This window comes from Halorubrum sp. Boch-26 (assembly GCF_029889805.1).
Taxonomy (GTDB): Archaea; Halobacteriota; Halobacteria; order Halobacteriales; family Haloferacaceae; genus Halorubrum.
The window spans coordinates 12,897-34,627 of the sequence record NZ_JARANT010000008.1; the positions used below are offsets into that span (position 1 = coordinate 12,897).

17 protein-coding genes are annotated in these 21,731 nt (G+C 68.5%); 11 read left to right on the forward strand and 6 right to left on the reverse strand.

The window, feature by feature from the left end; genetic code table 11:
* The first annotated feature begins 8 nt into the window (after nucleotides 1-8).
* Nucleotides 9-1,256 (forward strand): DUF4010 domain-containing protein, encoded by a 1,248-nt coding sequence (locus OQF71_RS02180; protein ID WP_280585509.1) that lies wholly within the window; start codon nucleotides 9-11, stop codon nucleotides 1,254-1,256.
* A 31-nt stretch (nucleotides 1,257-1,287) separates the two neighbouring features.
* On the opposite strand, the gene OQF71_RS02185 is transcribed toward OQF71_RS02180, so the two are convergent.
* Nucleotides 1,288-1,662 carry a CBS domain-containing protein gene (locus OQF71_RS02185; protein WP_309243335.1) on the reverse strand — a complete coding sequence of 125 codons (375 nt, stop codon included), beginning with the start codon at nucleotides 1,660-1,662 and terminating at the stop codon, nucleotides 1,288-1,290.
* Nucleotides 1,663-1,812: 150 nt separating this feature from the next.
* On the opposite strand from OQF71_RS02185, the gene OQF71_RS02190 reads away from it, so the two are divergent.
* Both OQF71_RS02190 and OQF71_RS02195 read left to right on the forward strand, forming a co-directional pair.
* On the forward strand, nucleotides 1,813-2,070 hold the full coding sequence (locus tag OQF71_RS02190) for a hypothetical protein (RefSeq protein WP_280585511.1): 258 nt from the start codon (nucleotides 1,813-1,815) through the stop codon (nucleotides 2,068-2,070).
* Nucleotides 2,060-2,287, forward strand: a complete 228-nt coding sequence (locus OQF71_RS02195) for a hypothetical protein (protein ID WP_280585512.1) — start codon at nucleotides 2,060-2,062, stop codon at nucleotides 2,285-2,287. Before OQF71_RS02190 ends, OQF71_RS02195 begins: the two co-directional genes overlap by 11 nt.
* A gap of 130 nt (nucleotides 2,288-2,417) precedes the next feature.
* On the opposite strand, the gene OQF71_RS02200 is transcribed toward OQF71_RS02195, so the two are convergent.
* Together OQF71_RS02200 and dph5 are read right to left on the reverse strand one after the other, a co-directional pair.
* Nucleotides 2,418-2,807, reverse strand: coding sequence for a CBS domain-containing protein (locus OQF71_RS02200; RefSeq protein WP_280585513.1), 390 nt, complete (start codon nucleotides 2,805-2,807; stop codon nucleotides 2,418-2,420).
* Nucleotides 2,808-2,875: 68 nt separating this feature from the next.
* The gene (gene dph5 / locus OQF71_RS02205; RefSeq protein WP_280585514.1) at nucleotides 2,876-3,673 is read right to left on the reverse strand and encodes a diphthine synthase; all 798 of its coding nucleotides are present in this window, start codon (nucleotides 3,671-3,673) and stop codon (nucleotides 2,876-2,878) included.
* Nucleotides 3,674-3,845: 172 nt separating this feature from the next.
* On the opposite strand from dph5, the gene OQF71_RS02210 reads away from it, so the two are divergent.
* The 3 genes from OQF71_RS02210 (at nucleotide 3,846) to lrpA1 (ending at nucleotide 7,240) form a co-directional block, all read left to right on the forward strand.
* On the forward strand, nucleotides 3,846-5,741 hold the full coding sequence (locus tag OQF71_RS02210; protein WP_280585515.1) for a 2-oxoacid:acceptor oxidoreductase subunit alpha: 1,896 nt from the start codon (nucleotides 3,846-3,848) through the stop codon (nucleotides 5,739-5,741).
* A gap of 3 nt (nucleotides 5,742-5,744) precedes the next feature.
* Nucleotides 5,745-6,683, forward strand: coding sequence for a thiamine pyrophosphate-dependent enzyme (locus tag OQF71_RS02215; RefSeq protein WP_280585516.1), 939 nt, complete (start codon nucleotides 5,745-5,747; stop codon nucleotides 6,681-6,683).
* 128 nt (nucleotides 6,684-6,811) lie between these two features.
* Nucleotides 6,812-7,240, forward strand: coding sequence for an HTH-type transcriptional regulator LrpA1 (gene lrpA1, locus OQF71_RS02220; protein ID WP_280585518.1), 429 nt, complete (start codon nucleotides 6,812-6,814; stop codon nucleotides 7,238-7,240).
* 152 nt (nucleotides 7,241-7,392) lie between these two features.
* Here the strand turns inward: lrpA1 and OQF71_RS02225 are convergent, their stop codons facing one another.
* Together OQF71_RS02225 and ileS are read right to left on the reverse strand one after the other, a co-directional pair.
* Nucleotides 7,393-7,863, reverse strand: coding sequence for a GNAT family N-acetyltransferase (locus OQF71_RS02225; RefSeq protein WP_280585519.1), 471 nt, complete (start codon nucleotides 7,861-7,863; stop codon nucleotides 7,393-7,395).
* A gap of 164 nt (nucleotides 7,864-8,027) precedes the next feature.
* The gene (ileS, locus tag OQF71_RS02230) at nucleotides 8,028-11,180 is read right to left on the reverse strand and encodes an isoleucine--tRNA ligase (protein ID WP_280585521.1); all 3,153 of its coding nucleotides are present in this window, start codon (nucleotides 11,178-11,180) and stop codon (nucleotides 8,028-8,030) included.
* 135 nt (nucleotides 11,181-11,315) lie between these two features.
* On the opposite strand from ileS, the gene OQF71_RS02235 reads away from it, so the two are divergent.
* Nucleotides 11,316-12,560 carry a carboxypeptidase regulatory-like domain-containing protein gene (locus OQF71_RS02235; RefSeq protein WP_280585522.1) on the forward strand — a complete coding sequence of 415 codons (1,245 nt, stop codon included), beginning with the start codon at nucleotides 11,316-11,318 and terminating at the stop codon, nucleotides 12,558-12,560.
* Between the two features lie 57 nt (nucleotides 12,561-12,617).
* On the opposite strand, the gene OQF71_RS02240 is transcribed toward OQF71_RS02235, so the two are convergent.
* Nucleotides 12,618-13,829: an iron-containing alcohol dehydrogenase family protein gene (locus tag OQF71_RS02240; RefSeq protein ID WP_280585524.1), complete on the reverse strand. Its 1,212-nt coding sequence runs from the start codon at nucleotides 13,827-13,829 to the stop codon at nucleotides 12,618-12,620.
* Between the two features lie 152 nt (nucleotides 13,830-13,981).
* Between OQF71_RS02240 and OQF71_RS02245 the strand changes: the two genes are divergently transcribed.
* The 4 genes from OQF71_RS02245 (at nucleotide 13,982) to OQF71_RS02260 (ending at nucleotide 21,710) form a co-directional block, all read left to right on the forward strand.
* Nucleotides 13,982-14,944, forward strand: coding sequence for a hypothetical protein (locus OQF71_RS02245; RefSeq protein WP_280585526.1), 963 nt, complete (start codon nucleotides 13,982-13,984; stop codon nucleotides 14,942-14,944).
* A gap of 159 nt (nucleotides 14,945-15,103) precedes the next feature.
* Nucleotides 15,104-17,044, forward strand: a complete 1,941-nt coding sequence (gene gyrB / locus OQF71_RS02250; protein WP_280585528.1) for a DNA topoisomerase (ATP-hydrolyzing) subunit B — start codon at nucleotides 15,104-15,106, stop codon at nucleotides 17,042-17,044.
* Nucleotides 17,041-19,551, forward strand: coding sequence for a DNA gyrase subunit A (gene gyrA, locus OQF71_RS02255; protein WP_280585529.1), 2,511 nt, complete (start codon nucleotides 17,041-17,043; stop codon nucleotides 19,549-19,551). Before gyrB ends, gyrA begins: the two co-directional genes overlap by 4 nt.
* A 125-nt stretch (nucleotides 19,552-19,676) precedes the next feature.
* The gene (locus OQF71_RS02260) at nucleotides 19,677-21,710 is read left to right on the forward strand and encodes an AMP-binding protein (protein ID WP_280585530.1); all 2,034 of its coding nucleotides are present in this window, start codon (nucleotides 19,677-19,679) and stop codon (nucleotides 21,708-21,710) included.
* Nucleotides 21,711-21,731 lie beyond the last annotated feature (21 nt).

Consider the following 21,731-nt stretch of genomic DNA (forward strand, 5'->3'; position numbering starts at 1 on the left):
GACCGGCCGTGTTGAGCGCGGTCGACCCCCTCGTCTACCTCCAGACCAACGTCGCGAAGCTGGTCTTGGCGACCGCGCTCGGACTGTTTCTCGGACTCGAACGGGAGTGGTCCCACAAGTCGGCCGGGATCCGCACGTTCGCGCTGATCGCCCTTGCGGCGGCGGTGTTCTCACTGCTCGACGGCGGCGGGCTCCTGATCGTCGGCGGCGCGCTCATCGTCGCCAGCGCGGTGCTGTTAGCGGTCCGGAGCTTCGTCGAGGAAGGCGTCGACGGCCTCTCGCTCACCACGTCGGTGTCGATGCTCGTCACGTACGGGGTCGGGGCGCTCGTCGCCGAGGCGTTCTTCATCGAGGCGGTGACGGTGGCGATGCTCTCCTCGCTTTTACTCGTGCTGAAGCGGGAGCTCCACCAGTTCGCGTGGGGGCTCTCCCGCGAGGAGGTCCGCAGCGCGGTGGAGTTCACCATCCTCGCGTTCGTCGTCTTTCCGCTGCTCCCCGCGGAGACGATCGACCCCTGGGGCGCGGTCCAGCCGCGGCTCATCTGGTCGCTCGTCGTCGCAGTCAGCGCCATCGGCTTCGTCAACTACGTGCTCGTGAAGCGGTACCAGGGGCGCGGCTACGCGGTCACCGGCTTCTTCGGGGGGCTCGTGAACTCGACGGCGGTCGTCGCGGAGATGGCCAAACGCGCGAAGGGTCGGGGCGACGCGCTCGACCTCGCGGTCGGGTCGATACTGCTGGCGAACGCCGCGATGGCCCTGCGGAACGCCGCGGTCGTCGCCGCCTTCGTTCCGGAGGCCGCCGTGGTGGTCGGCGCGCCGCTCGGTGCGGTCACCATCGCCGGCGTGTCGATCGCGATATGGAGGAGCGACTGGCGGACGACCATGGAGGCGGAGCTCACCTCCCCGTTCAGCCTCCGGAACGCCCTGACGTTCGGCGCGCTGTTCCTCGCGGTCCTCCTCATCTCCGCCGGCGCGGAGCGGACCTTCGGCGCTGGCGGATTCGTCGCCACATCGTTCCTCGCGGGGCTCGTCTCCTCCGGGACCGCGACGACGACCGCGGTCTCGCTGCTCGGTACCGGACAGATAACGGTCGACACCGCGGTCGCGGGCGTCGTCGCCGGAACGGCCGCGAGCATCGTGGTCAAGACGGCGTTCGCGGCGAGCTTGGCCCGCGAGCTGCTTCGCCCGGTGCTGCTCTGGAACCTCGTGTTGTTCGCCGTCGGCGTCGCGGTCGGCGTCCCGCTGCTCCTGTTTTAACGGGCGCTGCGTTTTTCGTGCGCTCCGCGACTCACGAGAGGTGCGCCGCCACGTCGGTCGAGGAGACCATGCCCACGTAGTCGTCGTCGACGACCGGGAGGTGTTTGACGCCGTACATCGTCATCATCGCGGCGACCTCCTCCATCATGAGGTCCGGCGTCACCGTCTCCACGTTCTCGGTCATCACGTCGCGGACGACGGCCTCGTCGAGGTCGCGGTCGGCCGCGACGGCGCCGATGATGTCGCTCTGGGTGACGATACAGCCGCCGCCCGTCGTCACGACGAGCGCGCTGATGTCGTCGTCGGCCATCCGACGCGCGGCCCCGCGGAGCGGCTCGTCCGCCCCGATCGTCTCCAGCGGCGTCGACATGACCTCGCTAACGCGGGTTCGGTCGTTTAAATCCATACCATGTCGTGTGCTATCAGGTCGGATTACTCTTCCGGTGCACGATCATCTCCGACTCGTCCGACGGTTTCTGCGACCGGCCGCCGGCTTCTCGGCGGGCCTGACACGCTCGGACGAGCATATATACGCGTCCACCTCCGTACTGTTCATATGACAGGGGTTCTCAGTTCACTGGACGATTTCGGAACGCGGTCGCTGCTCACGCACGCCATCATGTCGGTGACGCTCCCGTTGGGATTCCTCATCGGGCTTACCGTGGACTCGCAGCTCGGGTTAGTGTCGTTCGTCGCGCTGTTGAACTTCACCGCGGGGATGTGGATCTGCCAGTCGATCCACTCGCTCGGCGCGGAGGCAAGCGAGGACGGATACGACGGCGTCATCAACGAGCTCAGAGCCTATGTCCGGTGACGACGGAATCGACGCCGGGCGGCTCGGGCGTCTGCTGCTGTTGATCGGATTCGTCACGGCGGTCTCGCTGCTGACGTCCGCGCGGGTCCTCCCGAGCGACCTGTTCTCCGTCGCCGTCGTCGCCATCGGGAGCATCGCGCTCGTCACCGCGATAATCGGCTTCCTGATCGCGGCGGGCGCGACGTACGACGAACAGGTGTCCGCGTCGAACCGCTAGCCGGTCGGGGATCGGCGACGGGGGCACGTCCTGTCCCCCCGTACGGCTCGTCGTTGAATCGAGGGTGCGCCGTCAGCGTCGGTGTTCCGAGATATACGCCGTCAGCGTCGGTGTTCCGAGATATACGCCGTCAGCGTCGGTGTTCCGAGATATACGCCGTCAGGTCGGTCGTCGACACCACCCCGACCACCTCGCCGTCCGCGCCGACCACCGGTAGGTGCGTGTATCCGCGGTCCGTCGGCTCCGCGAGCTCCTCGACGGAGTCGTCGGGAGAGACGGTGACGACATCTGTCGTCATAAACGCCTCGACGGACGTCTCGTCGTCCGGGTCGTTCCGGCGGACGAGCGAGACGAAGTCCGTCGCAGTGATCAGTCCCGCGAGGCGCCCGTCGTCGTCGACGACGAGGACGGAGCTCACTCCCGTCTCCAGCATGCGTTTGGCCGCGTCCGCGGCGGCCGCGCTCGGGGAGATCGTGACGAGTTCGGTCGACATCAGCTGCTCGACGGGCACGTCTGTCATGAACTGCAATAACGCGAGACGGGGATATCAAACGACCGGTCGTCGGATCCCCGCGATCCTCGGTGTGCTCACTCGTCGAGGAACTCCTTCGGCGCCCCGGCGAGCCCGGCGAGCGCGTCGGCCTCGACGTGGTGGAGGTCGCCGGGGATCACGAGGAGATGGAGCGGATCGCCGAACTCCCGGTCCGCGAGGGCGCTCAGCCGGTCGGCGGCGACGGTCGCGTCGGGGGAGCCCGCGCGGGCGACGACGACGGCCAGTTCGTCGCGCCAGCCGTCGGCGAGGAGGCCGGCGGCGACGTCGGCGGTCATGTACTCCTCGTGGTCCGGGTCGGGGCCGGTCGGGCCGGTGCCCACCTTGATGTCGAGGTAGACGAGGGTGTGGAGCCCGCGCTCGCGGTTGGCCTCGATCGTCTCGACCACGCTTCCGGGCACGTCGCCGCCGCCGTGGGCGTACGGGAAGGGAAGCGTCGTCGCCTTACCGAAACGGTAGTTCTGGAGCCCGGTGAGGCTCGACGCGGCCGATTGGGCCGTTACCCCGTGGATAACGCGCGTGTCGATACCCCGTTCCTCGGCGCGCAGCCGGAGGTCCGTGTGCGTCGTCGAGATCATCGTGTCGCCCGCGGTACAGAAGGCGATGTCGCTTTCGGCGGCGGCCGCGAGGATAGGCTCCGGGTCCCGCTCGACCCCCTCGCGGTCCCGGACCTCGATCTCGGCGCCGTGGTACGCCTCCAGCTCGTCGACGTCGGCGCCGACCAGTCTACTGGTGTAGAACTCGGCGAAGACCCGATCCGCGGCGCGCAGCGCCTCGCGCCCCTCGACGGTGATCGACCGCTCGTCGTAGAGCCCGAGCCCGATGAACGTGAGCATACCCGCGGTGGGTCGGGCGGCGGCTAAAAGGGCGCGGAACGAACCGCCGGCCGTCGGCGACGGGGTCACACCTAAAGGTCTTTCATGATTGTTCCTTGTGATTCCATAGCAAGCCCTAAGAGGTAACCACCACAACTTCTGGCCACAGGCCCTCACGGGCTCACATACCACTATGACTGACGACGAACTCATCTGGCGCATATCGGGGGGATCCGGAGACGGGATCGCTTCGACGAGCCAGAACTTCGCAAAAGCCTTGATGCGATCGGGGCTCAACGTGTTCACGCATCGCCACTACCCGTCCCGCATCCGCGGCGGTCACACGTACACCGAGGTCCGCGCCGCCGCGGACCCGGTGAAGTCTCGCGGCGACGGATACAATTTCCTGCTGGCGCTCGGCGACTCCTTCGCCCGAAACCCGCAGGAGGAAGCTGTGTACGGGAACGAGGAGATCAAACCGCTCTCGGAGAACCTCGACGAGCTCCGCGAGGGCGGCGTCATCGTCTACGACGAGGGACTCTTAGACGCCGCCGAGATCCCGAACTTCGACGAGCGGGTCGAGGAGAACAACTGGCACGTATTCCCCCTCGACCTCCGCGGGCTCGCCCGCGACATGGGTCGCGAGGTCATGCGCAACACCGCCGGCGTCGGCGCCACCTGCGCGCTGACCGGTATGAACCTCGACCACGTCCAGGACCTCATGCGCGACGCGATGCCGGAGAAGATCCTCGACCCGAACCTGGAGATCCTCCAGACCGCCTACGATCAGGTGCGGGAGGAGTACGACGCCGACGCGCCGGACGTCTCGGTACCGACCGGCGAACACGAGGAAACGCAGCTGCTCATGTCCGGGTCGGACGCCATCTCCTACGGCGCCATCGACGAGGGCTGCCGGTTCATCGCCGGCTACCCGATGACGCCGTGGACCGAGGTGTTCACCATCATGACGAAGCACCTGCCGAAGCTCGGTGGGATCTCCGAGCAGGTCGAAGACGAGATCGCGGCGGCCGCGCTCGCGGTCGGCGCCTCGCACGCCGGCGTCAAGGCCATGTCCGGCTCCTCCGGCGGCGGGTTCGCCCTGATGTCGGAGCCGCTCGGGCTCGCTGAGATGACGGAGACCCCCGTCGTCCTCGTCGAGGCCATGCGCGCCGGTCCCTCGACCGGGATGCCGACGAAGCCGGAGCAGTCCGACCTCGAACACGTCCTGTACACCTCGCAGGGCGACTCCCAGCGCGTCGTCTTAGCGCCCGGGACCGTCGAGGAGGCGTACGAGCAGTCGCGGCTCGCCTTCCGACTGGCCTACGAGTATCAGATTCCGTCGATCCTCCTGTACGACCAGAAGGTCGGCGGCGAGATGACGAACGTCCCCAAGAGCCACTTCGACCGCGATCCGAATCCGACGCTCGGAAAGACCCTGAGCGAGGACGCGCTCGCCGATGAGCCGCATTCGGCCGACGGGAAGTTCCACCGGTTCCAGCACGACGTCGACGACGGCGTCTCCCCGCGCTCGATCCCCGGACAGAAGGGCGGTCGCTTCCTCGCGACCGGCAACGAGCACGATCCGACCGGGCACATCGCCGAGTCGCCGGACAACCGCGTCGCGCAGATCGACCGGCGCACGGAGAAGCTGGAGGCGATCCGCGCCGACCTCGACGCGGTCGACACGGGCTCGTACGCCGGCCCCGACGACGCCCAGTACGGTATCCTCACTTTCGGAAGCCAGCAGGGCACCGTCGAGGAGGCCGTCGGGCGCCTCAACGACGCCGGTATCTCGGTGAAGTCGTACGGCGTCTCCGACATGGCCCCGTTCCCGACCGAGCAGGTCGAGGCGTTCGTCGAGAGCGTCGACGAAGTCCTCGTCGTCGAGATGACCGCCTCGGGACAGTTCCGCGGGCTCATCCAGAAGCACCTCGGTCGCTACGGCGAGCGGCTGTCGAGCCTGCTGAAGTACAACGGGAACCCGTTCGAGCCGGCGGAGATCGTCGACGGGTTCGAGGCCGCGATCGTCGAGGGCGACGGCGACGCGTCCGGCCATCAGACCACCTTCGTCCCAGCCGCAGGTGACTAACCAATGAGTACGTTTTCAGCGATCGGAGAGGAGCGAGAGATCGACCGCGACGAGTACACTCCCAGCGTGGAGCCGCAGCCGACCTGGTGTCCGGGCTGCGGTGACTTCAGCGTCCTGAAGGCGCTCAAGCAGGCGCTTCCGGAAGTCGGGCGCACCCCCGAGGAGACCCTGCTGTGCACCGGGATCGGCTGTTCGGGCAAGCTGAACAGCTACCTCGACACGTACGGGTTCCACACGATCCACGGGCGCTCGCTGCCCGTGGCCCGCGCCGCGAAGCTCGCGAACCCCGACCTCGAAGTCATCGCCGCCGGCGGCGACGGCGACGGCTACGGGATCGGCGGGAACCACTTCATCCACACGGCCCGGGAGAACCACGACATGACGTACATCGTCTTCAACAACGAGATCTTCGGGCTCACGAAGGGGCAGACCTCCCCGACGAGCCCGAAGGGCCACAAGTCGAAGACGCAGCCGTCCGGCAGCGCCAAGGAGCCGATCAAGCCGCTCTCGATGTCGCTGAACGCCGGCGCCTCCTACGTCGCCCGCACGGCCGCGGTCAACCCCAATCAGGCGAAGGAGATCCTCATCGAGGCGATCGAGCACGACGGCTTCGCACACGTCGACTTCCTCACCCAGTGCCCGACCTGGAACAAGGACGCGCGCCAGTACGTTCCGTACATCGACGTCAACGAGTCCGACGACTACGACTTCGACAAGACGGACCGCGTCGAGGCCGCGGAGATGATGCGCGAGACCGAGGAGTCGCTGCACGAGGGGAAGGTCCTCACCGGCCGCTACTACGTCGACGAGGACCGCCCGTCCTACGGCGCCGAGAAGCAGGCGATAGGCGAGATGCCCGACGAGCCGCTGGCCGAGCGCTACTGGGACGACGAGTACGAGTGGGAGCGCTCGCACGACAAGTTCCTGGACAAGCACGCCTGACGCCTCGACAAGCACGCCTGACGCGGCCGTAGATCGGTATCGACGGCCGATCCCGCCGCGTTTCGTCGTCCGTTCGTCTCGTTTTTTGGTTCGCAAGGTATTTTTTCCGTGGCGACAAAGCCATGCGTATGAGTACGGTATCGACGGAAGAACGGATCCTGTCGGTGTTAGAGGAGAACGCGCAGGCCTCCTGCGCGGAGATCGCCGACCGGGCCGACGTCTCGAAGCCGACGGTGCGGAAGTACATCGACCGCCTCGAAGATCGGGGCGTGATCGTCGGCTACTCGGCGGAGGTCGACCCGAAGAAGCTCTCGTCGCAGTCGATCGCCATGGTCGGGATGGACGTCGACTCCGGGAAGTACGTGGGCGCGACCCGCGAGCTGAAAGAGCTCGACGAGGTGCAGGCGCTGTACACCTCTTCCGGCGACCACATGCTGATGGCCGAGGTGCGCGCCGGCGACGGCGACGAGCTCGGTGCCGTCATCTCCGAGAAGCTGCTGGCGATCGACGGCATCACCGCCGCACACCCTTCGTTCCTGCAGGAACGCCTGAAGTGAGCGCGGGGTGATCGACCGGCTCGGTGCGCCGAACCGCTTCTATCGATAGCCGAGCGCGAGGGCGGAACCGAAATCGACGGAGACCATGATCGGACGGGTGGCGGTGCGTGCGCCGGCTACTTACTCTCGCTCCGCCGCGGGCCCTGTCCGGGTCACTGAAGCGAGTTCACGTCGGCGGCGACGACCGACTCGTCGCCGGCGGGGCCGCGCCGCGTGCCGCGCGGATCGAACCCGTGCGCGGCGAAGAACTCCTGTGCGCCCGGACTGTCGGCGGGGACGCTCGCCCGGAGCGTGTCGACCTCGCGGTCGGTCACCGACGACGCGACCCGCGAGAGCAGCTCGGCGGCGACGCCCTCGCCCGCGTGGCCCGGGTGGACCCACAGCGCGAGCAGCTCGGCCTCCGATCCCTGCGCGTCGGGGTGCGCGATGGCGACGCCGACGGGACCGTCGCCGTCCTCCATCAGGAACGACCACTCCGCCTCCGCGGCGGCCTCGCGGACGCCGGCGGCGGACACGTCCAGAAGGGGGGATCCGATGTCGTCGAACACGGTCGCCTCGCGGGCCCGCGAGACCGCTGTTCGCAGCGCCTCCGCGTCGTCGGGCCGAGCCGCCCGGACATGCATGGATAACCATGAGTAAAGAACTCACCTATAGGTTTCGGGATGGGAACGGTACGCACAGTAACGGCGAAACTCGCTCGGCGGTCAGCGGGTGGCCGCCGAGCGAACGTCGCGGCGGGCCTCGCTTCCCAGACCGGTGGGTCCCCCGCACGCGGTGCGATTCCGGCCTACGCGACCGGCTCGATTCCGATCGCCACGACGACGTCTTCGACGTCCCACTCCTCGACGAGGCCGCCCGCGCCGCCGGCGGCGTCGCGCGGGTCGTCGAGCCACTCGTCGGCGCGCACCTCTCCGGCGATCAGGTCGGCGTGCTCGTCGACGAAGCCGGCGACCCGGTCGTCGTCGACCTCGACGCCGACGCGGATCCGCGCTTCGACGTCGAGGTCGAGCTCCTTGCGCATCTCCTGTATCCGACGGATCACGTCGCGGGCGTACCCCTCCGACTCGATCTCGGGGGTGAGCGAGGTGTCGACGTAGACGGTGCCGCCCTCGAAGTCGACGCCGGAGACGTTCTCCGGGGGTTCGGCGACGTACTCGACCATCGCGTCGTCGAGGTCGACCGGCTCGCCGTCGACGGTCACGTCGCCGCCCTCGACCGCGGCGCGGGTCGCGCCCTGCACCGCGTCCATCACCGTCTGGGCGTCGGCGCCGAACGCGGGGCCGATCTCGGCCATCTGCGGCTCGGCGGTCTCGACGAGCTCGTCGAACGCCTCGGTGACGATTACCTCGCGGGCGTTGACGCGCTCGCCGATCAGGTCGGCGAGGCGCTCGACGGCGGCGGTCACCCCGTCGTCGTCGCTCTCGACGACCACGCGCGGCACGGGCCACCGGAGCTTCCGACCGGCCTGCTGGCGGGCGTTCGCGGCGGCCTCCTCGACGTCGCGGAGGACGGCCACGTCGCGCTCGAGGTCCGGATCGCGGAGCCCGTCGTCGGGCTCGGGATAGTCGAGCTGGTGGACGGTCGTCGCCGAGCCGTCGAGCGTCTGGTACATCCGCTCGGTCAGGTACGGCGCGATCGGCGCGAGCAGCCGGACCACCTCGTCGAGGACCGTCGCGAGGGTCGCGTAGGCGCCGCGCTTCGAGGCGGAGTCGGCCTCCTCCCACATCCGGTCGCGGACCGCCTTCACGTAGAACCGCGAGACGTCCTGCGTGACGAACTCGATGACGGGGTTGACGGCGTCGCTGACGCGGTAGTCGGCCCACGCCTCCGTCACCTCGGTCTCGACGGACTGGAGCCGGGAGAGGACCCACTCGTCGGCGAGTTCGAGCTCGCCGTCGTCGAGGTCGGCCTCGGCCGGGTCGTAGCCGTCGAGCTCCATGTACTCCAGCGGGAAGCGGAACACGTTCCAGAGGATGTTGAGCTTCCCCTGTAGCTCGCCGAGCCCGTCCCACTCGAACGCGAGGTCGACCCCCTGCTGGTCGTGGCTGAGCAGGTAGGTCCGGAGCGGGTCGCGGCCGGCGCGCTCGATCGCCTCCTCCGGGGTGACGATGTTGCCGACGGACTTGGACATCTTGCGGCCGTCCTCGTCGTTGGCGAACCCGTGCATCAACACCTCCTCGTAGGGGATCTCGCCGACGGCGGCGGTCCCCATGCCGAGCTGCGACCAGAACCAGCCGCGGGTCTGGTCGTGCGCCTCGACGATGAAGTCGGCGGGCCACAGCTCGTCGTGGGCGTCCTCGTCGGACGGGTAGCCGAGCGTGCCCCAGCTGGCGACCGAGGAGTCGAGCCACACGTCGAACACGTCCTCGACGCGGCGGTACGTGGTGCCGTCGTCGACGATGGTCAGGTCGTCGACGGCGGGACGGTGGAGGTCGATCGCCTCGGGATCGACGTCCTCCTCGACGCGCTCGGCGAGCTCCTCGCGGGTGCCGATCACGATCATGTCGTCGTCGAGGCTGCTCCCGTCCGCGTCCTCCGGCACCCAGATCGGGATCGGGATCCCCCAGTATCGCTGACGGGAGACGTTCCAGTCGGGCGCGTCCTCGATGAAGTCGCGGAACCGGTTGTCGCGGGCCCACTGGGGGTGCCACTCGGACTCCTCCATGTTGTCGAGGAGTTCGTCTTTGACGTCCGTGATCGAGATGAACCACTGGTCGGTGACCAGCTGGATGATCCCGGTGTCACAGCGCCAGCAGTGGCCGTAGCTGTGCTCGACGGTGCCGTGCGCGAGCATGTGGCCGTCGGCGACGAGGTCGTCGACGATGTCGTCGTTGGCGTCGCGCACGAACTGACCCGCGTACTCGCCGGCGGCCTCCGCGAACTCGCCGTTGGGACCGACCGGACAGTAGATGTCGAGCCCGAGTTCGCTGCCGCGGTGGAAGTCCTCCTCCCCGTGGCCCGGCGCGGAGTGGACGAGCCCGGTGCGGTCGGCCTCCACGTAGTCGGCGGCGTACACCTGCCCGGCGCCCTCGAAGTCGGGGTATTCGGCGACGCGGTCGGCGAGCGGGTGGTCGTACGCCCAGCCGACGAGATCGCCGCCGGTGAGCTCCGCTTCGATCTCGTACTCCTCGTAGCGGCCCTCCTGTAACACGCCTTCGACGCACTCCTCGGCGACGTAGATGAGCTCGCTTTCGCCGTCCTTCTCGGCGCGGACCGCGTTGTACCTGAGCTCCTCGTCGACGGCGACGAAGGTGTTCGCGGGAATCGTCCACGGGGTCGTCGTCCAGATGACGAGGCTTCCCTCCCGGTCCGCGAGGGGGAACTTCACGTAAATAGAGGGGTCCTCGACGTCCTCGTACTCGACCTCGTTGTTGGCGAGCCCGGTCTCACACCGCGGACACTGCGAGATGGAGCGTTTCCCCTGCTCGACGAGCCCGTTGTCGGCGACCTCGGAGAACGCCCACCACGCGGCCTCCATGTACTCGGGGTCGATCGTCTCGTACGGGTTCTCCCAGTCCATCCACACGCCGATGGACTTGAAGTCCTCGTCCATCGCCGCGCGGTTGGTGACGGCGAACTCCTTGCACTTCTCGATGAACCCCTCCATCCCGTACTCCTCGATGTCTCGCTTGTTCTCGAAGCCGAGTTCCTCCTCGACTTTCACCTCGATCGGGAGCCCGTGCATGTCGTACCCCGGGCGGTCGGTGACGCGGTGGCCGGTCATCCGCTTGTGGCGGATGATCGCGTCCTTCAGCGTCTTGTTCCACGCCGTGCCGAGGTGCATCTGTCCCGAGGTGTACGGCGGCCCGTCCACGAAGAAGAATGGCGGGTCGTCGGCGTGCGCCTCCTTCGCCGCCTCGTACGCGTCCGCGTCGTCCCAGTACTCGTCGACCGCCGACTCGACGTCCGCGGGCGCGTACTGGTCGTCGATCTCGTCCATATCCGTTGGTCTTCGCGCGCGTATTTGAATACGGCGGAGTCGGGGTCACCGTCGCACGAGAATCGGGGTGGCCGCCGCGCTCGCTCCGGGTGCTCGGTACATACCAATATACCGTTGCGACCCCTACTCTCGCGCATGAACTTCGCACGTCCGGCTCTCGCCGGAGCGGCAGTCCTGTTCGTTGCGATCGTCGCGACCGGCGGCGCGGTCGGCGCCGACCCGGTGACGCTCACCGTCTCTGTCACCGACCAGAGCGGCGACAGCGTCGGCGGTGTAACCGTCGAGGCGACGTGGGAGACCGAAGCCGGCGAGACGGGGGCCGCGTCCGGAACGACGGCGAGCAACGGGAAGGTGTTCCTCGACGTCCCCGAGGGAGCGAGCGTCGATCTGGACGTGGACGACGACACCTACGTCCGGAACCGGCCCCTCCGGGTCGCCGACGCGAGGGAGACGGAGGTCGACCTCGGCGTCTCTCGGAGCGGGACCGCGACGGTGTCGGTCGTCGACGACCAGAATCGGCCGAAGGTCGACGCGCGGGTGACCGTCCGCCGGGACGGCCGAACTGTCGACCGCGGCGAGACCGACTCGGACGGCGCCTACGAGACGGCACGCCTCGAGCGCGGCACGTACAGGGTCACCGTCGTGAAGCCGGGGTACTTCGAGAGCACGCGCGAGGTGACGGTGTCGCTGAACACGGAGGCGACGGTGGCGATCGAGCGCGGTACCGTGACGCTCGACGTCCGCACCCTCGACGACCACTTCGAGCCGCCCGAGCCGATCGAGACCGGATCGGTCCGGGTTACCTCGTCGGTGTACGAGGGAGAGGTGACAGTGACCGAGGGAACCGCCTCGCTCAACGTCCCCGTGAACGCCGCGTACACGGTCGAAGTCGTCAACGACGGATACGACGCCTCGCCCGATCGGCTTCGGGTGCGGGAGTCTTCGGTGAGCGTGAACGCCACGGCGCAGCGGACCCCGACCCTGTCGGTCACGCCGGCGAACGAACGCGTCCTCGTCGGCGAGACGACCCGCGCGACGGTACGGAACGCGTACGACGAGCCGGTGTCCGGGGCGACGGTCGAGATCGACGGCGACGCGGTCGGCGAGACCGACGATCGCGGTGAGATAGACGTGCCGATATCGTCCGCCGGCGACAGGACGATCGTCGCGCGCGACGGGTCCGTCGCGTCCGACCCGGTGACGGTCGAGGGCGTCGAGACGGCGGACGAGACCGACCCGGAAGAGGACGGGTCGGACGGCGCCGATGACGAAGGCGATGCGGAGACCACCGACGACGGCGCCCCCGGCTTCGGCGTCGTCGCCGCGGTCCTCGCGCTTCTGACCGCGGCGACCGCCGCGGGTCGGCGCCACGGTCGCTGATCGAGAGGACAGACGCCGGCAGGGATCAGGCCGATCGGGGTCGAGTCACCCGCGGCCTCACCACGCCGCGCGCAACACGCCTTCGATCGCCTCGGGCGTCGCGTCGAGATCGGCGGGCGCGCGGTCCATCGACCAGTCGTCGGCGATGTACTCGGCGATCGCCGGGAGGTCGCTCTCGTCGGTCTCGGGCACGTCCCGAAGGCGTCCGGGGGTCGGTAGCGCGTCTCGGACCGCGGTGACGGCGTCGACGACGTCCTCGCCGATCGCCTCGTCGTCGCGGCCGCCGACGTCGACGCCGAGCCCGTCGGCGAGCGCCCGGCGGCTCGCGTCGATCTCGTCGAAGAGGTACGCGAGGACGTGCGGGGCGACGATCGCGTGGATGTCGCCCTGCTGGACGTCGTAGCGCCGCGCGAACCCGTGGCCGAACGCGTGTATCACCGAGATCCGACGGTCGAGTTGGACGAGCAGCACGCCGACCACGGCTCGGTCCATCGCGGCCTCGCTTCCCGGTCGATCCCCGGCGACCCGCGGGAGCGCGTCGGATAAGAGCCGCAGCCCGTGGACCGCGGTCGCGTCGCTCACGGGCGTCGCGTCCCGCGCGTACGGCGTCTCGATCCCCTTGTCGAACCCGTTCATCGCCGACCCCGCCAGCACCGACTTCGGGGTCGTCTCGAACAGCGCCGGGTCGGCGAGGTCGACGACCGGCATCGCGCCGTCGCCGCTGACGGTCATCGGCTGGCCCGTGGGCGACTCGTCGGCCGGGAGTACCTCCAGCGAGCCCCCGGTCGAGACGTCCGCGCCGGCGAACGTCGTCGGAATAACCACGAGCGGGATCGCGGGGTCGCTACCGGGAGCGAGCGACCCGAGCTCGTCGGGCCCGTCGGCCGCGTCGGCGCGGAGGGCGTCGAGGTCGCGGCCGTCGACGTCGAGGGTCGTCGCCTGCCGCGCGATGTCGAGGCTGCTACCGCCGCCGACCGCGACGAGGGCGTCCGCGCCGACCTCGGCCCGTTTGTCGAGGAGGTCGTACGCCGTCTCTATCCGTTTGTCCGGGGTCGTCCCGTCGAAGACCCCGGCGAGCCGGTCGCCGAGCCCCTCGCGGATCGGGTCCATGAGGTCGTCGTTGGCGCCGACGTTGGAGCCGCAGACGACGAGCGCGTCGACGACCCCTCGGTCGCCGAGGATCGCGCTCAGCTCGCTCGCGCGACCGCGTCCGTACAGGATCTCACAGCCCCGGTAGTCGTGCTCGAAGGTGTCCGCGATCGGTAGCATCGCCAGTCGGTACGGCGGGCGGCCGCTTGTAGCTGTGGGAACGGGCGGCACACCGCCCACGACGCGGCGTGGCTCGCGGCCCGCGGCCGTCTCCCCAAGAGCCAACCCGCTGCGGGTCGGAGACTCAGATCCGGTCGCTCGACCGACACACCATGCGCGAGTTTCCGCCGCTCCCCTCTCTCGACGATCCGGAGGCGCCAGACGACGTCCTTGAGGGCCACCTCTGGCTCCTCGAACTGATCGACGGGACGGGGCTTCGCTTTTCGATGGACGAATCTGGGCTCCTCCGCTTCGGTGGCCCGGAAGCGACGTACGCCGACCTCGACGCCGTCCCGCTCGCGCTCCGTCCCGCGGTCCGACACGTCCGCCGGCGGTTCGATCGCGAGGCCCTCCGCGGGGCCGTCGCCGACCCCGCCGCCGTGACGTTCCTCGGCGTCGCGACCCGCCGTCGCGGGACCGACTACGACTGGGACCGGCTCCCGCCGTTCCTCGGCGCCGACGTGTGGGTGGGACCAGGAAGGGAGGCGAGTGCGGAAGGCACGGACGCGGAAGCAGCCGACGGCGCGTTCCGTCCGCCAGACGCCGACGCGGCGATCTTCGACGGGGTCGGGCTCGACCCGGTCAACGCGGTGGCGCGCGAGGTGAACGCCCGCGACTTCGACCCCGACGAGTTCGCGGTCCCGGCGTCGGCGTGGCGCGACGGTCCGGCTGCGGGGGTCGTCGTCCGGAACAAACGCGGCGGCCGCGGGAGGATCGCCCGGGAGACGGACGACGGCGATGATGACGCTCGCGTGGAGGTCGGTCACCCGGATGACGGCCGAGCCGGCGACCCGGTCGACCCCGACGAACTCGCCGCGACCCACGCTGGACGGGAGCGGTTCGAACGGGTCGTCCGGGCCCTCGAACGACGCGGCGACCCGGCGACGGTCGACGTCCTCGCGGACCGGACCGTCGAGGCGGTCGCCAGAGAGACGCCGCTCGAGTTCGAGGAGGGGAATTCCGGTCCCGTGGGAGTCGATCCGGCTCGGTTCCGCGCGTCGGTCGTCGAGCGCGCGCGGGTCTTCCTCGACGGTCGCGAGGAAGGCGAATACGGCGACCCGAACGGTGCAGAGTAACCCGCTTTCACGGGCGGATGGTACGTCGGGCTGACGTCGGGGTACGTCCGTCGGTGTCGGGGTCGACATCGGGGTACGTCCGTCGGTGTCGTCCGTCTCCCACGCCCGCGCGCGTGCGCCGGCTTTATAAGCCGGCACGGACTAAATCCGGTAAGTTCTATGTCAGAGCAGAGTGAATACGGAGCCGGCCAGATCCAGGTCCTCGAGGGCCTGCAGGCCGTCCGTAAACGTCCGGCGATGTATATCGGATCCACGGACGGCCGAGGATTACACCATCTCGTCTACGAGGTCGTCGACAACTCCATCGACGAGGCCCTCGCGGGTCACTGCGACGAGATCACCGTGACGATCCACGGGGACGGCTCCGTCAGCGTCAGCGACGACGGGCGCGGCATCCCGGTCGACACCCACGAGAAGTACGATCGGCCGGCGCTCGAAGTGATCATGACCGTCCTCCACGCCGGCGGGAAGTTCGACTCCAAATCCTACCAGGTCTCCGGCGGCCTCCACGGCGTCGGCGTCAGCGTCGTCAACGCCCTCTCCGAGCGGCTCGAGGTCGAGGTGAAACGCGACGGCGGCGTCTACCGCCACGAGTTCGTCCGCGGCGAGCCCGTCGAGGGCGGGTTCAAGCGCGTCCGCGATATGGACGAGGGCGAGGACACCGGGACGTATATCCGCTTTTGGGCGGACGAGGAAATCTTCGAGACGAACGAGTTCGAGTTCTCGACGCTCGCCAGCCGCCTCCGCGAGCTGGCTTTCCTCAACTCCGGCGTCGCCATCACGCTCGCCGACGAGCGCGAGGCCGACACCGACGCCGACGACGCGGGCGACGAGCAGACGTTCGTCTACGACGGCGGCATCCGCGAGTTCGTCGCGTACCTCAATGAGACGCGGACGCCCATCCACGACGACGTCATCTACTTCGCCGACGAGGACGAGGACATCCACGTCGAAGTCGCGATGCAGGCGACCGAGGAGCTGCAGGGCTCCGTCCACGCGTTCGCGAACAACATCAACACCCGCGAGGGCGGCACTCACCTCACCGGGTTCAAGACGGCCCTCACCCGGACCGTCAACGACTACGCCAACGAGCACGGGCTCGTCGACGACCTCGACGCGAACCTCAAGGGCGAGGACGTCCGCGAGGGGCTCACGGCGGTCATCTCGGTGAAACACCCCGACCCGCAGTTCGAGGGGCAGACGAAGACGAAGCTCGGCAACAGCGAGGTCCGCGGCATCGTCGAGTCCGCGACCCACGAGAAGCTCGGCACGTTCTTCGAGGAGAACCCCGACACCGCCCGGACGGTCGTTCACAAGGCCGCGGAGGCCGCCAGAGCGCGCAAGGCGGCGAAGAAGGCCGAGGAGCTCACCCGCCGGAAGTCCGCGCTGGAGTCGACCGCGCTGCCCGGGAAGCTCGCCGACTGCCAGACCCGCGATCCCACCGAGGCGGAGCTGTTCGTGGTGGAAGGCGACAGCGCTGGCGGCTCAGCGAAGCAGGGCCGTAACCGCGAGAATCAGGCGATCCTCCCGCTCAAAGGCAAGATACTCAACGTCGAGAAACACCGGCTCGACCGGATTCTGGAGAACGACGAGATCCGCGCGCTGATCACCGCGATCGGCGCGGGGATCGGCGAGGAGTTCGATCTAGAAAATGTCAGATATAATCGAATAATTCTCATGACCGACGCCGACGTCGACGGCGCTCACATCCGGACCCTGCTCCTTACCCTCCTCTACCGCCACATGAAGCCCCTCTTGGAGGCGGGCTACGTGTACGCCGCCCAGCCGCCCCTCTATCGCGTCCGCTACCGCGGGGAGACGTACGACGCGATGACGGAGGCGGAGCGCGACCGGATCGTCGAGGAGCAGTGCGACGGCAACCCGGACCAGGTCCAGCGGTTCAAGGGCCTCGGCGAGATGAACCCCGACCAGCTGTGGGACACGACGATGGACCCGGAGAACCGCATCCTCAAGCAGATCAACATCGACGACGCGGCCGCCGCCGACCGCATGTTCAACGTGCTGATGGGCGACGCGGTCGAGCCGCGCAAGCAGTTCATCAAGGAGCACGCGACAGAGGCCGAGTGGGTGGACATATGAGCTCGGACGTACCCAGCGCCGACCCCGACGACGCTCGCGCCGCGCAGGTGACGAACGCCCGCATCGAAGACGAGATGGAGCAGTCGTACATCGACTACGCTATGTCGGTCATCGCGGGTCGCGCGCTGCCCGACGTCCGCGACGGGCTCAAACCCGTCCACCGGCGCATCCTCTACGCGATGCACGAGTCGGGCGTCACGAGCAACTCCTCGCACCGGAAGTCCTCCTCCATCGTCGGCGAGACGATGGGTGACTACCACCCGCACGGCGACAGCGCCATCTACGACACGCTCGCGCGGATGGCACAGGACTTCTCGATGCGGTACCCCCTCGTCGACGGCCAGGGGAATTTCGGCTCCGTCGACGGCGACCCGCCGGCGGCGATGCGGTACACGGAGGCCCGGATGGCCCCCATCGCCGAGGAGCTGCTGGCCGACATCGAGCGCGACACGGTCGACTTCACCGCCAACTACGACGACCGGCTCGAGGAGCCGGAGGTGTTGCCGTCGGCGGTACCGCACCTCCTCGTCAACGGCTCATCGGGGATCGCGGTGGGGATGTCGACGAACATCCCGCCGCACAACCTCGGCGAGGTCGTCGACGCGACGGTCGAGCTGATCGAGAACCCGGAGTCGACCGTCGAGGACCTGATGGAACACGTCAAGGGGCCGGACTTCCCGACCGGCGCGAACATCGTCGGCCGGAACGCGGTTCATAAGGCGTACAAGACGGGTCGCGGTCGCGTCCGCGTCCGCGCCGAGTTCGAGGTCATGGAGGAGGAGGGTCGGATCGTCATCTCGGAGCTCCCCTTCCAGCAGAACAAGTCCCGGCTCGTGGAGCGGATCGCCGAGGACGTCAACGAGGGCGCGATCGAGGGGATCCGCGACCTCCGGGACGAGTCCGACCGCGACGGGATGCGGATCGTCATCGAGCTCAAGCGCGACGCGATGGCGGAGGTCGTCAAGAACCAGCTGTTGGAGAGCCACCTCGAACGCACCTTCGGCGTCATCAACCTCGCGCTGGTCGACGGCTCGCCGCAGGTGCTGGACCTGAAGGAGACGCTCGAACACTACGTCGAGCACCGCCGCGAGGTGGTGCGCCGGCGCTCCGAACACGAACTCGAAGAGCGCGAGGACCGCGCGCACATTCTCGAAGGGCGGCTGAAGGCGCTCGAACAGGTCGACGACGTGGTCGAGACGATCCAAGACTCTGCGGATCGCGACGCCGCGAAGGCGGCGCTGGAGGCCGAGTTCGAGTTCTCCGAGGCGCAAGCGGCCCACATCGTCCGGATGCAGCTCGGCTCTCTCACCTCGATGGAGACCCAAGAGATCGAGTCGGAGTACGAGGACGTCACCGCCCGGATCGAGCGGCTGGAGACGATCCTCGCGGACTCCGACGAGCTCGACGCCGTGATCGTCGACGAGCTGCGGGAGATGAAAGACGAGTACGGCGACGAGCGCCGAACGAGCTTCATCGAGGACGTCGGCGACGTCACCCACGAGGACCTCATCCCGGAGGAGGAGTGCGTCGTCGTGATGAGCGAGGACGACTACATCAAGCGGATGTCGCTGGACACCTTCCGGGCGCAGAACCGCGGCGGCAAGGGGATCATCGGTACCGGTCTGAAGGAGGGCGACGGCGTCTCTTCCGTGTTCGCCGCAAACTCCCACGACTACCTGCTCGTCTTCACCAATCGCGGGCAGATCTACGAACTGAAGACGTACGAGATTCCGGAGATGTCCCGGACCGCTCGCGGGAAGTCCGCGGTGAACCTCCTCGACCTCGACGGCGGCGAGGAGATCGAAGCGGTGGTGAACACCGACGACCTCGACGACGAGGAGTTCCTCACGATGGTCACCCGCGACGGGTACATCAAGCGGACCGCCGTCGACCAGTTCGGCAACATCATGTCGACGGGGATCCGCGCCATCCGGCTGGAGGACGGCGACGAGCTCGTCGACGTCGAGGTGACCGACGGCGCCACCGACATCGTCATCGGGAGCCGGAACGGGATGGCGATCCGCTTCGACGAGTCCGAGGCGCGCGCGATGGGCCGCACCGCTCGCGGCGTGATCGGGATCGACCTCCGCGAGGGCGACGCGGTCGCCGGCGTGGCCGCCATCGACGACGACTACCACAACTGGGTGCTCACCGTCACGGAGAACGGGTACGGGAAGCGTTCCGACCTCGACGAGTACCGCCTCCAGTCCCGCAACGGGAAGGGGCTTATCGACATCAAGACCGGCGACCGCAACGGCGAGGTCGTCGCCATCGAGGCGGTCACCTACGGCGACCACCTGCTCGCGATGAGCGGCGACGGCCAGATCATGCGGACCCGCGTCGAGGAGATCTCGACGGTGAGCCGCAACACGAAGGGCGTCATCGTGATGAACCTCGATCCCGACGACGAGGTCGCCTCCGTGGACATCGTTCCCGAGGCGGTGTACGTCGAGTCCGAGTCGGTCGACGACGTGATCGACGAGACCGACGAGACCGACGACGAGTAGTCACGTCGAGTAGCTGTCCCGAGGAGCCGCGTCGACCCATCCCCGGCGCGTTTTTGCGAGCCGCCCTCTGCCCGGTCGAATCTCAGGAAAGTTACTTACGGTCACCGCGAAAACGGCCGGACGAGATGGACGAGTACGAGGGGATAAACGAGGTCGTACACGAGCCGAGCGAGGCGTTCGCCGAGTCGACGAACGTCGCCGCGTTCATGCGCGAGTACGGGATCGACGACTACGAGGCGCTGATCGAACGCACCACCTCGGAGATCCCGGGCGAGCCGGCCTCCGGCGTCGACTGGTTCTGGGACGAGATCGTCGACTACCTCGACATCGACTTCTACACCGAGTACGAGACCGTTCGGGACGACAGCGACGGCCCGCAGTTCACCGACTGGTACCCCGGTGGCGAGATCAACGTCGCGCACAACGTCGTCGACCGGCACGCCGCCGTCGACTCGCCGAACCGGAACCGGGTCGCGCTGATCTGGGAGGGCGAACCCGGCGACGTCCGGGAGGTCACCTTCCACGAACTGGCGCGGCAGACGAACCGCGTCGCCAACTACCTGGAGTCGGTCGGGGTCGAGACCGGGGACACGGTCGGCCTGTACATGCCGATGGTGCCCGAGGTCGTCCCGATCCTCTACGGCTGCCTCAAGGTGGGCGCGGTCGCGGTGCCGATATTCTCCGGGTTCGGCACCGAGGCGACGGCGGCCCGGATCGCCGACGCCGAGCCATCCGTCCTCTTCACGGGCGACGGCTTCTACCGTCGAGGCAGCGAGGTCCGGCTGAAGGCGACCGCCGACGCGGCGATCACGGACGCGGGGCGCGTCGAGCACGCGGTGGTGTACGATCGGTTGGGCGCGACGCCCGCGGGGGAGTCGGGAGGCGGCGACGGCGGTGACATCGAGCCTGTGCCGTGGGATCCCGACCGCGACGCGACGTGGACCGAGGCGATCGCGTCGCAGTCGACCGATTACGAGACGAAGCGGCTCCCCAGCGACCGGGAGTCCATGCTGCTGTACTCCTCGGGCACGACCGGCGAACCGAAGGGGATCGTCCACACCCACGCGGGCGTCCTCACGCAGTGCGCCAAGGAGATCCACTTCGGTTTCGACCGGAAGCCGGCCGATCGGTTCTTCTGGGTCTCCGACATCGGCTGGATGATGGGGCCGTGGACGCTGATCGGGAACCACGCGTTCGGCGGCACCGTGGTGATGTACGAGGGGGCCCCGGATCACCCCGAACCCGACCGCTTCTGGGACATGATAGACCGGCACGGCATCACGCAGTTCGGCATCTCGCCGACGGCGATCCGCGCGCTCCGGAAGCACGGGGACGAGTGGGTCGAGGGCCACGACCTCTCCTCGCTCCGGATCCTCGGTTCGACCGGCGAGCCGTGGGACCCCGAGTCGTGGCGGTGGTTCTACGACGCGGTCGGCGGCGGCGACTGCCCGATAATCAACATCTCCGGCGGCACCGAGATCTGCGGCTGCTTCCTGATGCCGATGCCGAACCAGCCGCTGAAGCCGTGTACGCTCGGGGGCCCGGGACTCGGGATGGACATCGACATCGTCGACGAGAGCGGCGAGTCGGTCAGGGAGTCTGGCGAGCGCGGCTACCTCGTCGCCCGCGACTCCTGTCCCTCGATGACGAAGTCGCTGTGGTCCGGCGACGAGCGCTACCTGAACGAGTACTGGTCGACGTGGGACGACCTCTGGGACCACGGCGACTTCGCGCAGAAGGACGACGACGGGTTCTGGTTCCTCCACGGCCGCGCCGACGACGCCCTGAACGTCGCCGGGCGGAAGGTCGGCCCCGCCGAGATCGAGGGCGTGCTCATCGACCACGACGCCGTCAATCAGGCGGCCGCGGTGGGCGTCCCGGACGACACCACCGGCACCGCGGTGGTCGCGTACGTCGTCCTCGAACAGGGCGTCGAGCCGAGCGACGGGCTCCGCGACGAGCTCCGCGAGCTGGTGGGAGAGGAACACGGGAAGCCGTTCCGGCCGCGCGAGTTGCTCTTCGTCGACGCCTTCCCGAAGACGCAGTCCGGGAAGATCATCCGACGCGCGATCGAGTCGGTTTACAAGGGCGAGGACCCCGGCGACCTCTCCTCGATGGAGAACCCGGAGGCGCTGGCGGACCTCCGCGACGCGGCCTGACGGTCGGCCGCGGCGGCGGGA

Excerpts from the sequence above, each read along its gene's own strand:
- OQF71_RS02185 (WP_309243335.1), bottom strand. The coding sequence starts at position 1,662 with ATGGATTTAAACGACCGAACCCGCGTTAGCGAGGTCATGTCGACGCCG.
- OQF71_RS02190 (WP_280585511.1), top strand. The coding sequence starts at position 1,813 with ATGACAGGGGTTCTCAGTTCACTGGACGATTTCGGAACGCGGTCGCTG.
- OQF71_RS02195 (WP_280585512.1), top strand. The coding sequence starts at position 2,060 with ATGTCCGGTGACGACGGAATCGACGCCGGGCGGCTCGGGCGTCTGCTG.
- OQF71_RS02200 (WP_280585513.1), bottom strand. The coding sequence starts at position 2,807 with ATGACAGACGTGCCCGTCGAGCAGCTGATGTCGACCGAACTCGTCACG.
- dph5 (WP_280585514.1), bottom strand. The coding sequence starts at position 3,673 with ATGCTCACGTTCATCGGGCTCGGGCTCTACGACGAGCGGTCGATCACC.
- OQF71_RS02210 (WP_280585515.1), top strand. The coding sequence starts at position 3,846 with ATGACTGACGACGAACTCATCTGGCGCATATCGGGGGGATCCGGAGAC.
- OQF71_RS02215 (WP_280585516.1), top strand. The coding sequence starts at position 5,745 with ATGAGTACGTTTTCAGCGATCGGAGAGGAGCGAGAGATCGACCGCGAC.
- lrpA1 (WP_280585518.1), top strand. The coding sequence starts at position 6,812 with ATGAGTACGGTATCGACGGAAGAACGGATCCTGTCGGTGTTAGAGGAG.
- OQF71_RS02225 (WP_280585519.1), bottom strand. The coding sequence starts at position 7,863 with ATGCATGTCCGGGCGGCTCGGCCCGACGACGCGGAGGCGCTGCGAACA.
- ileS (WP_280585521.1), bottom strand. The coding sequence starts at position 11,180 with ATGGACGAGATCGACGACCAGTACGCGCCCGCGGACGTCGAGTCGGCG.
- OQF71_RS02235 (WP_280585522.1), top strand. The coding sequence starts at position 11,316 with ATGAACTTCGCACGTCCGGCTCTCGCCGGAGCGGCAGTCCTGTTCGTT.
- OQF71_RS02240 (WP_280585524.1), bottom strand. The coding sequence starts at position 13,829 with ATGCTACCGATCGCGGACACCTTCGAGCACGACTACCGGGGCTGTGAG.
- OQF71_RS02245 (WP_280585526.1), top strand. The coding sequence starts at position 13,982 with ATGCGCGAGTTTCCGCCGCTCCCCTCTCTCGACGATCCGGAGGCGCCA.
- gyrB (WP_280585528.1), top strand. The coding sequence starts at position 15,104 with ATGTCAGAGCAGAGTGAATACGGAGCCGGCCAGATCCAGGTCCTCGAG.
- gyrA (WP_280585529.1), top strand. The coding sequence starts at position 17,041 with ATGAGCTCGGACGTACCCAGCGCCGACCCCGACGACGCTCGCGCCGCG.
- OQF71_RS02260 (WP_280585530.1), top strand. The coding sequence starts at position 19,677 with ATGGACGAGTACGAGGGGATAAACGAGGTCGTACACGAGCCGAGCGAG.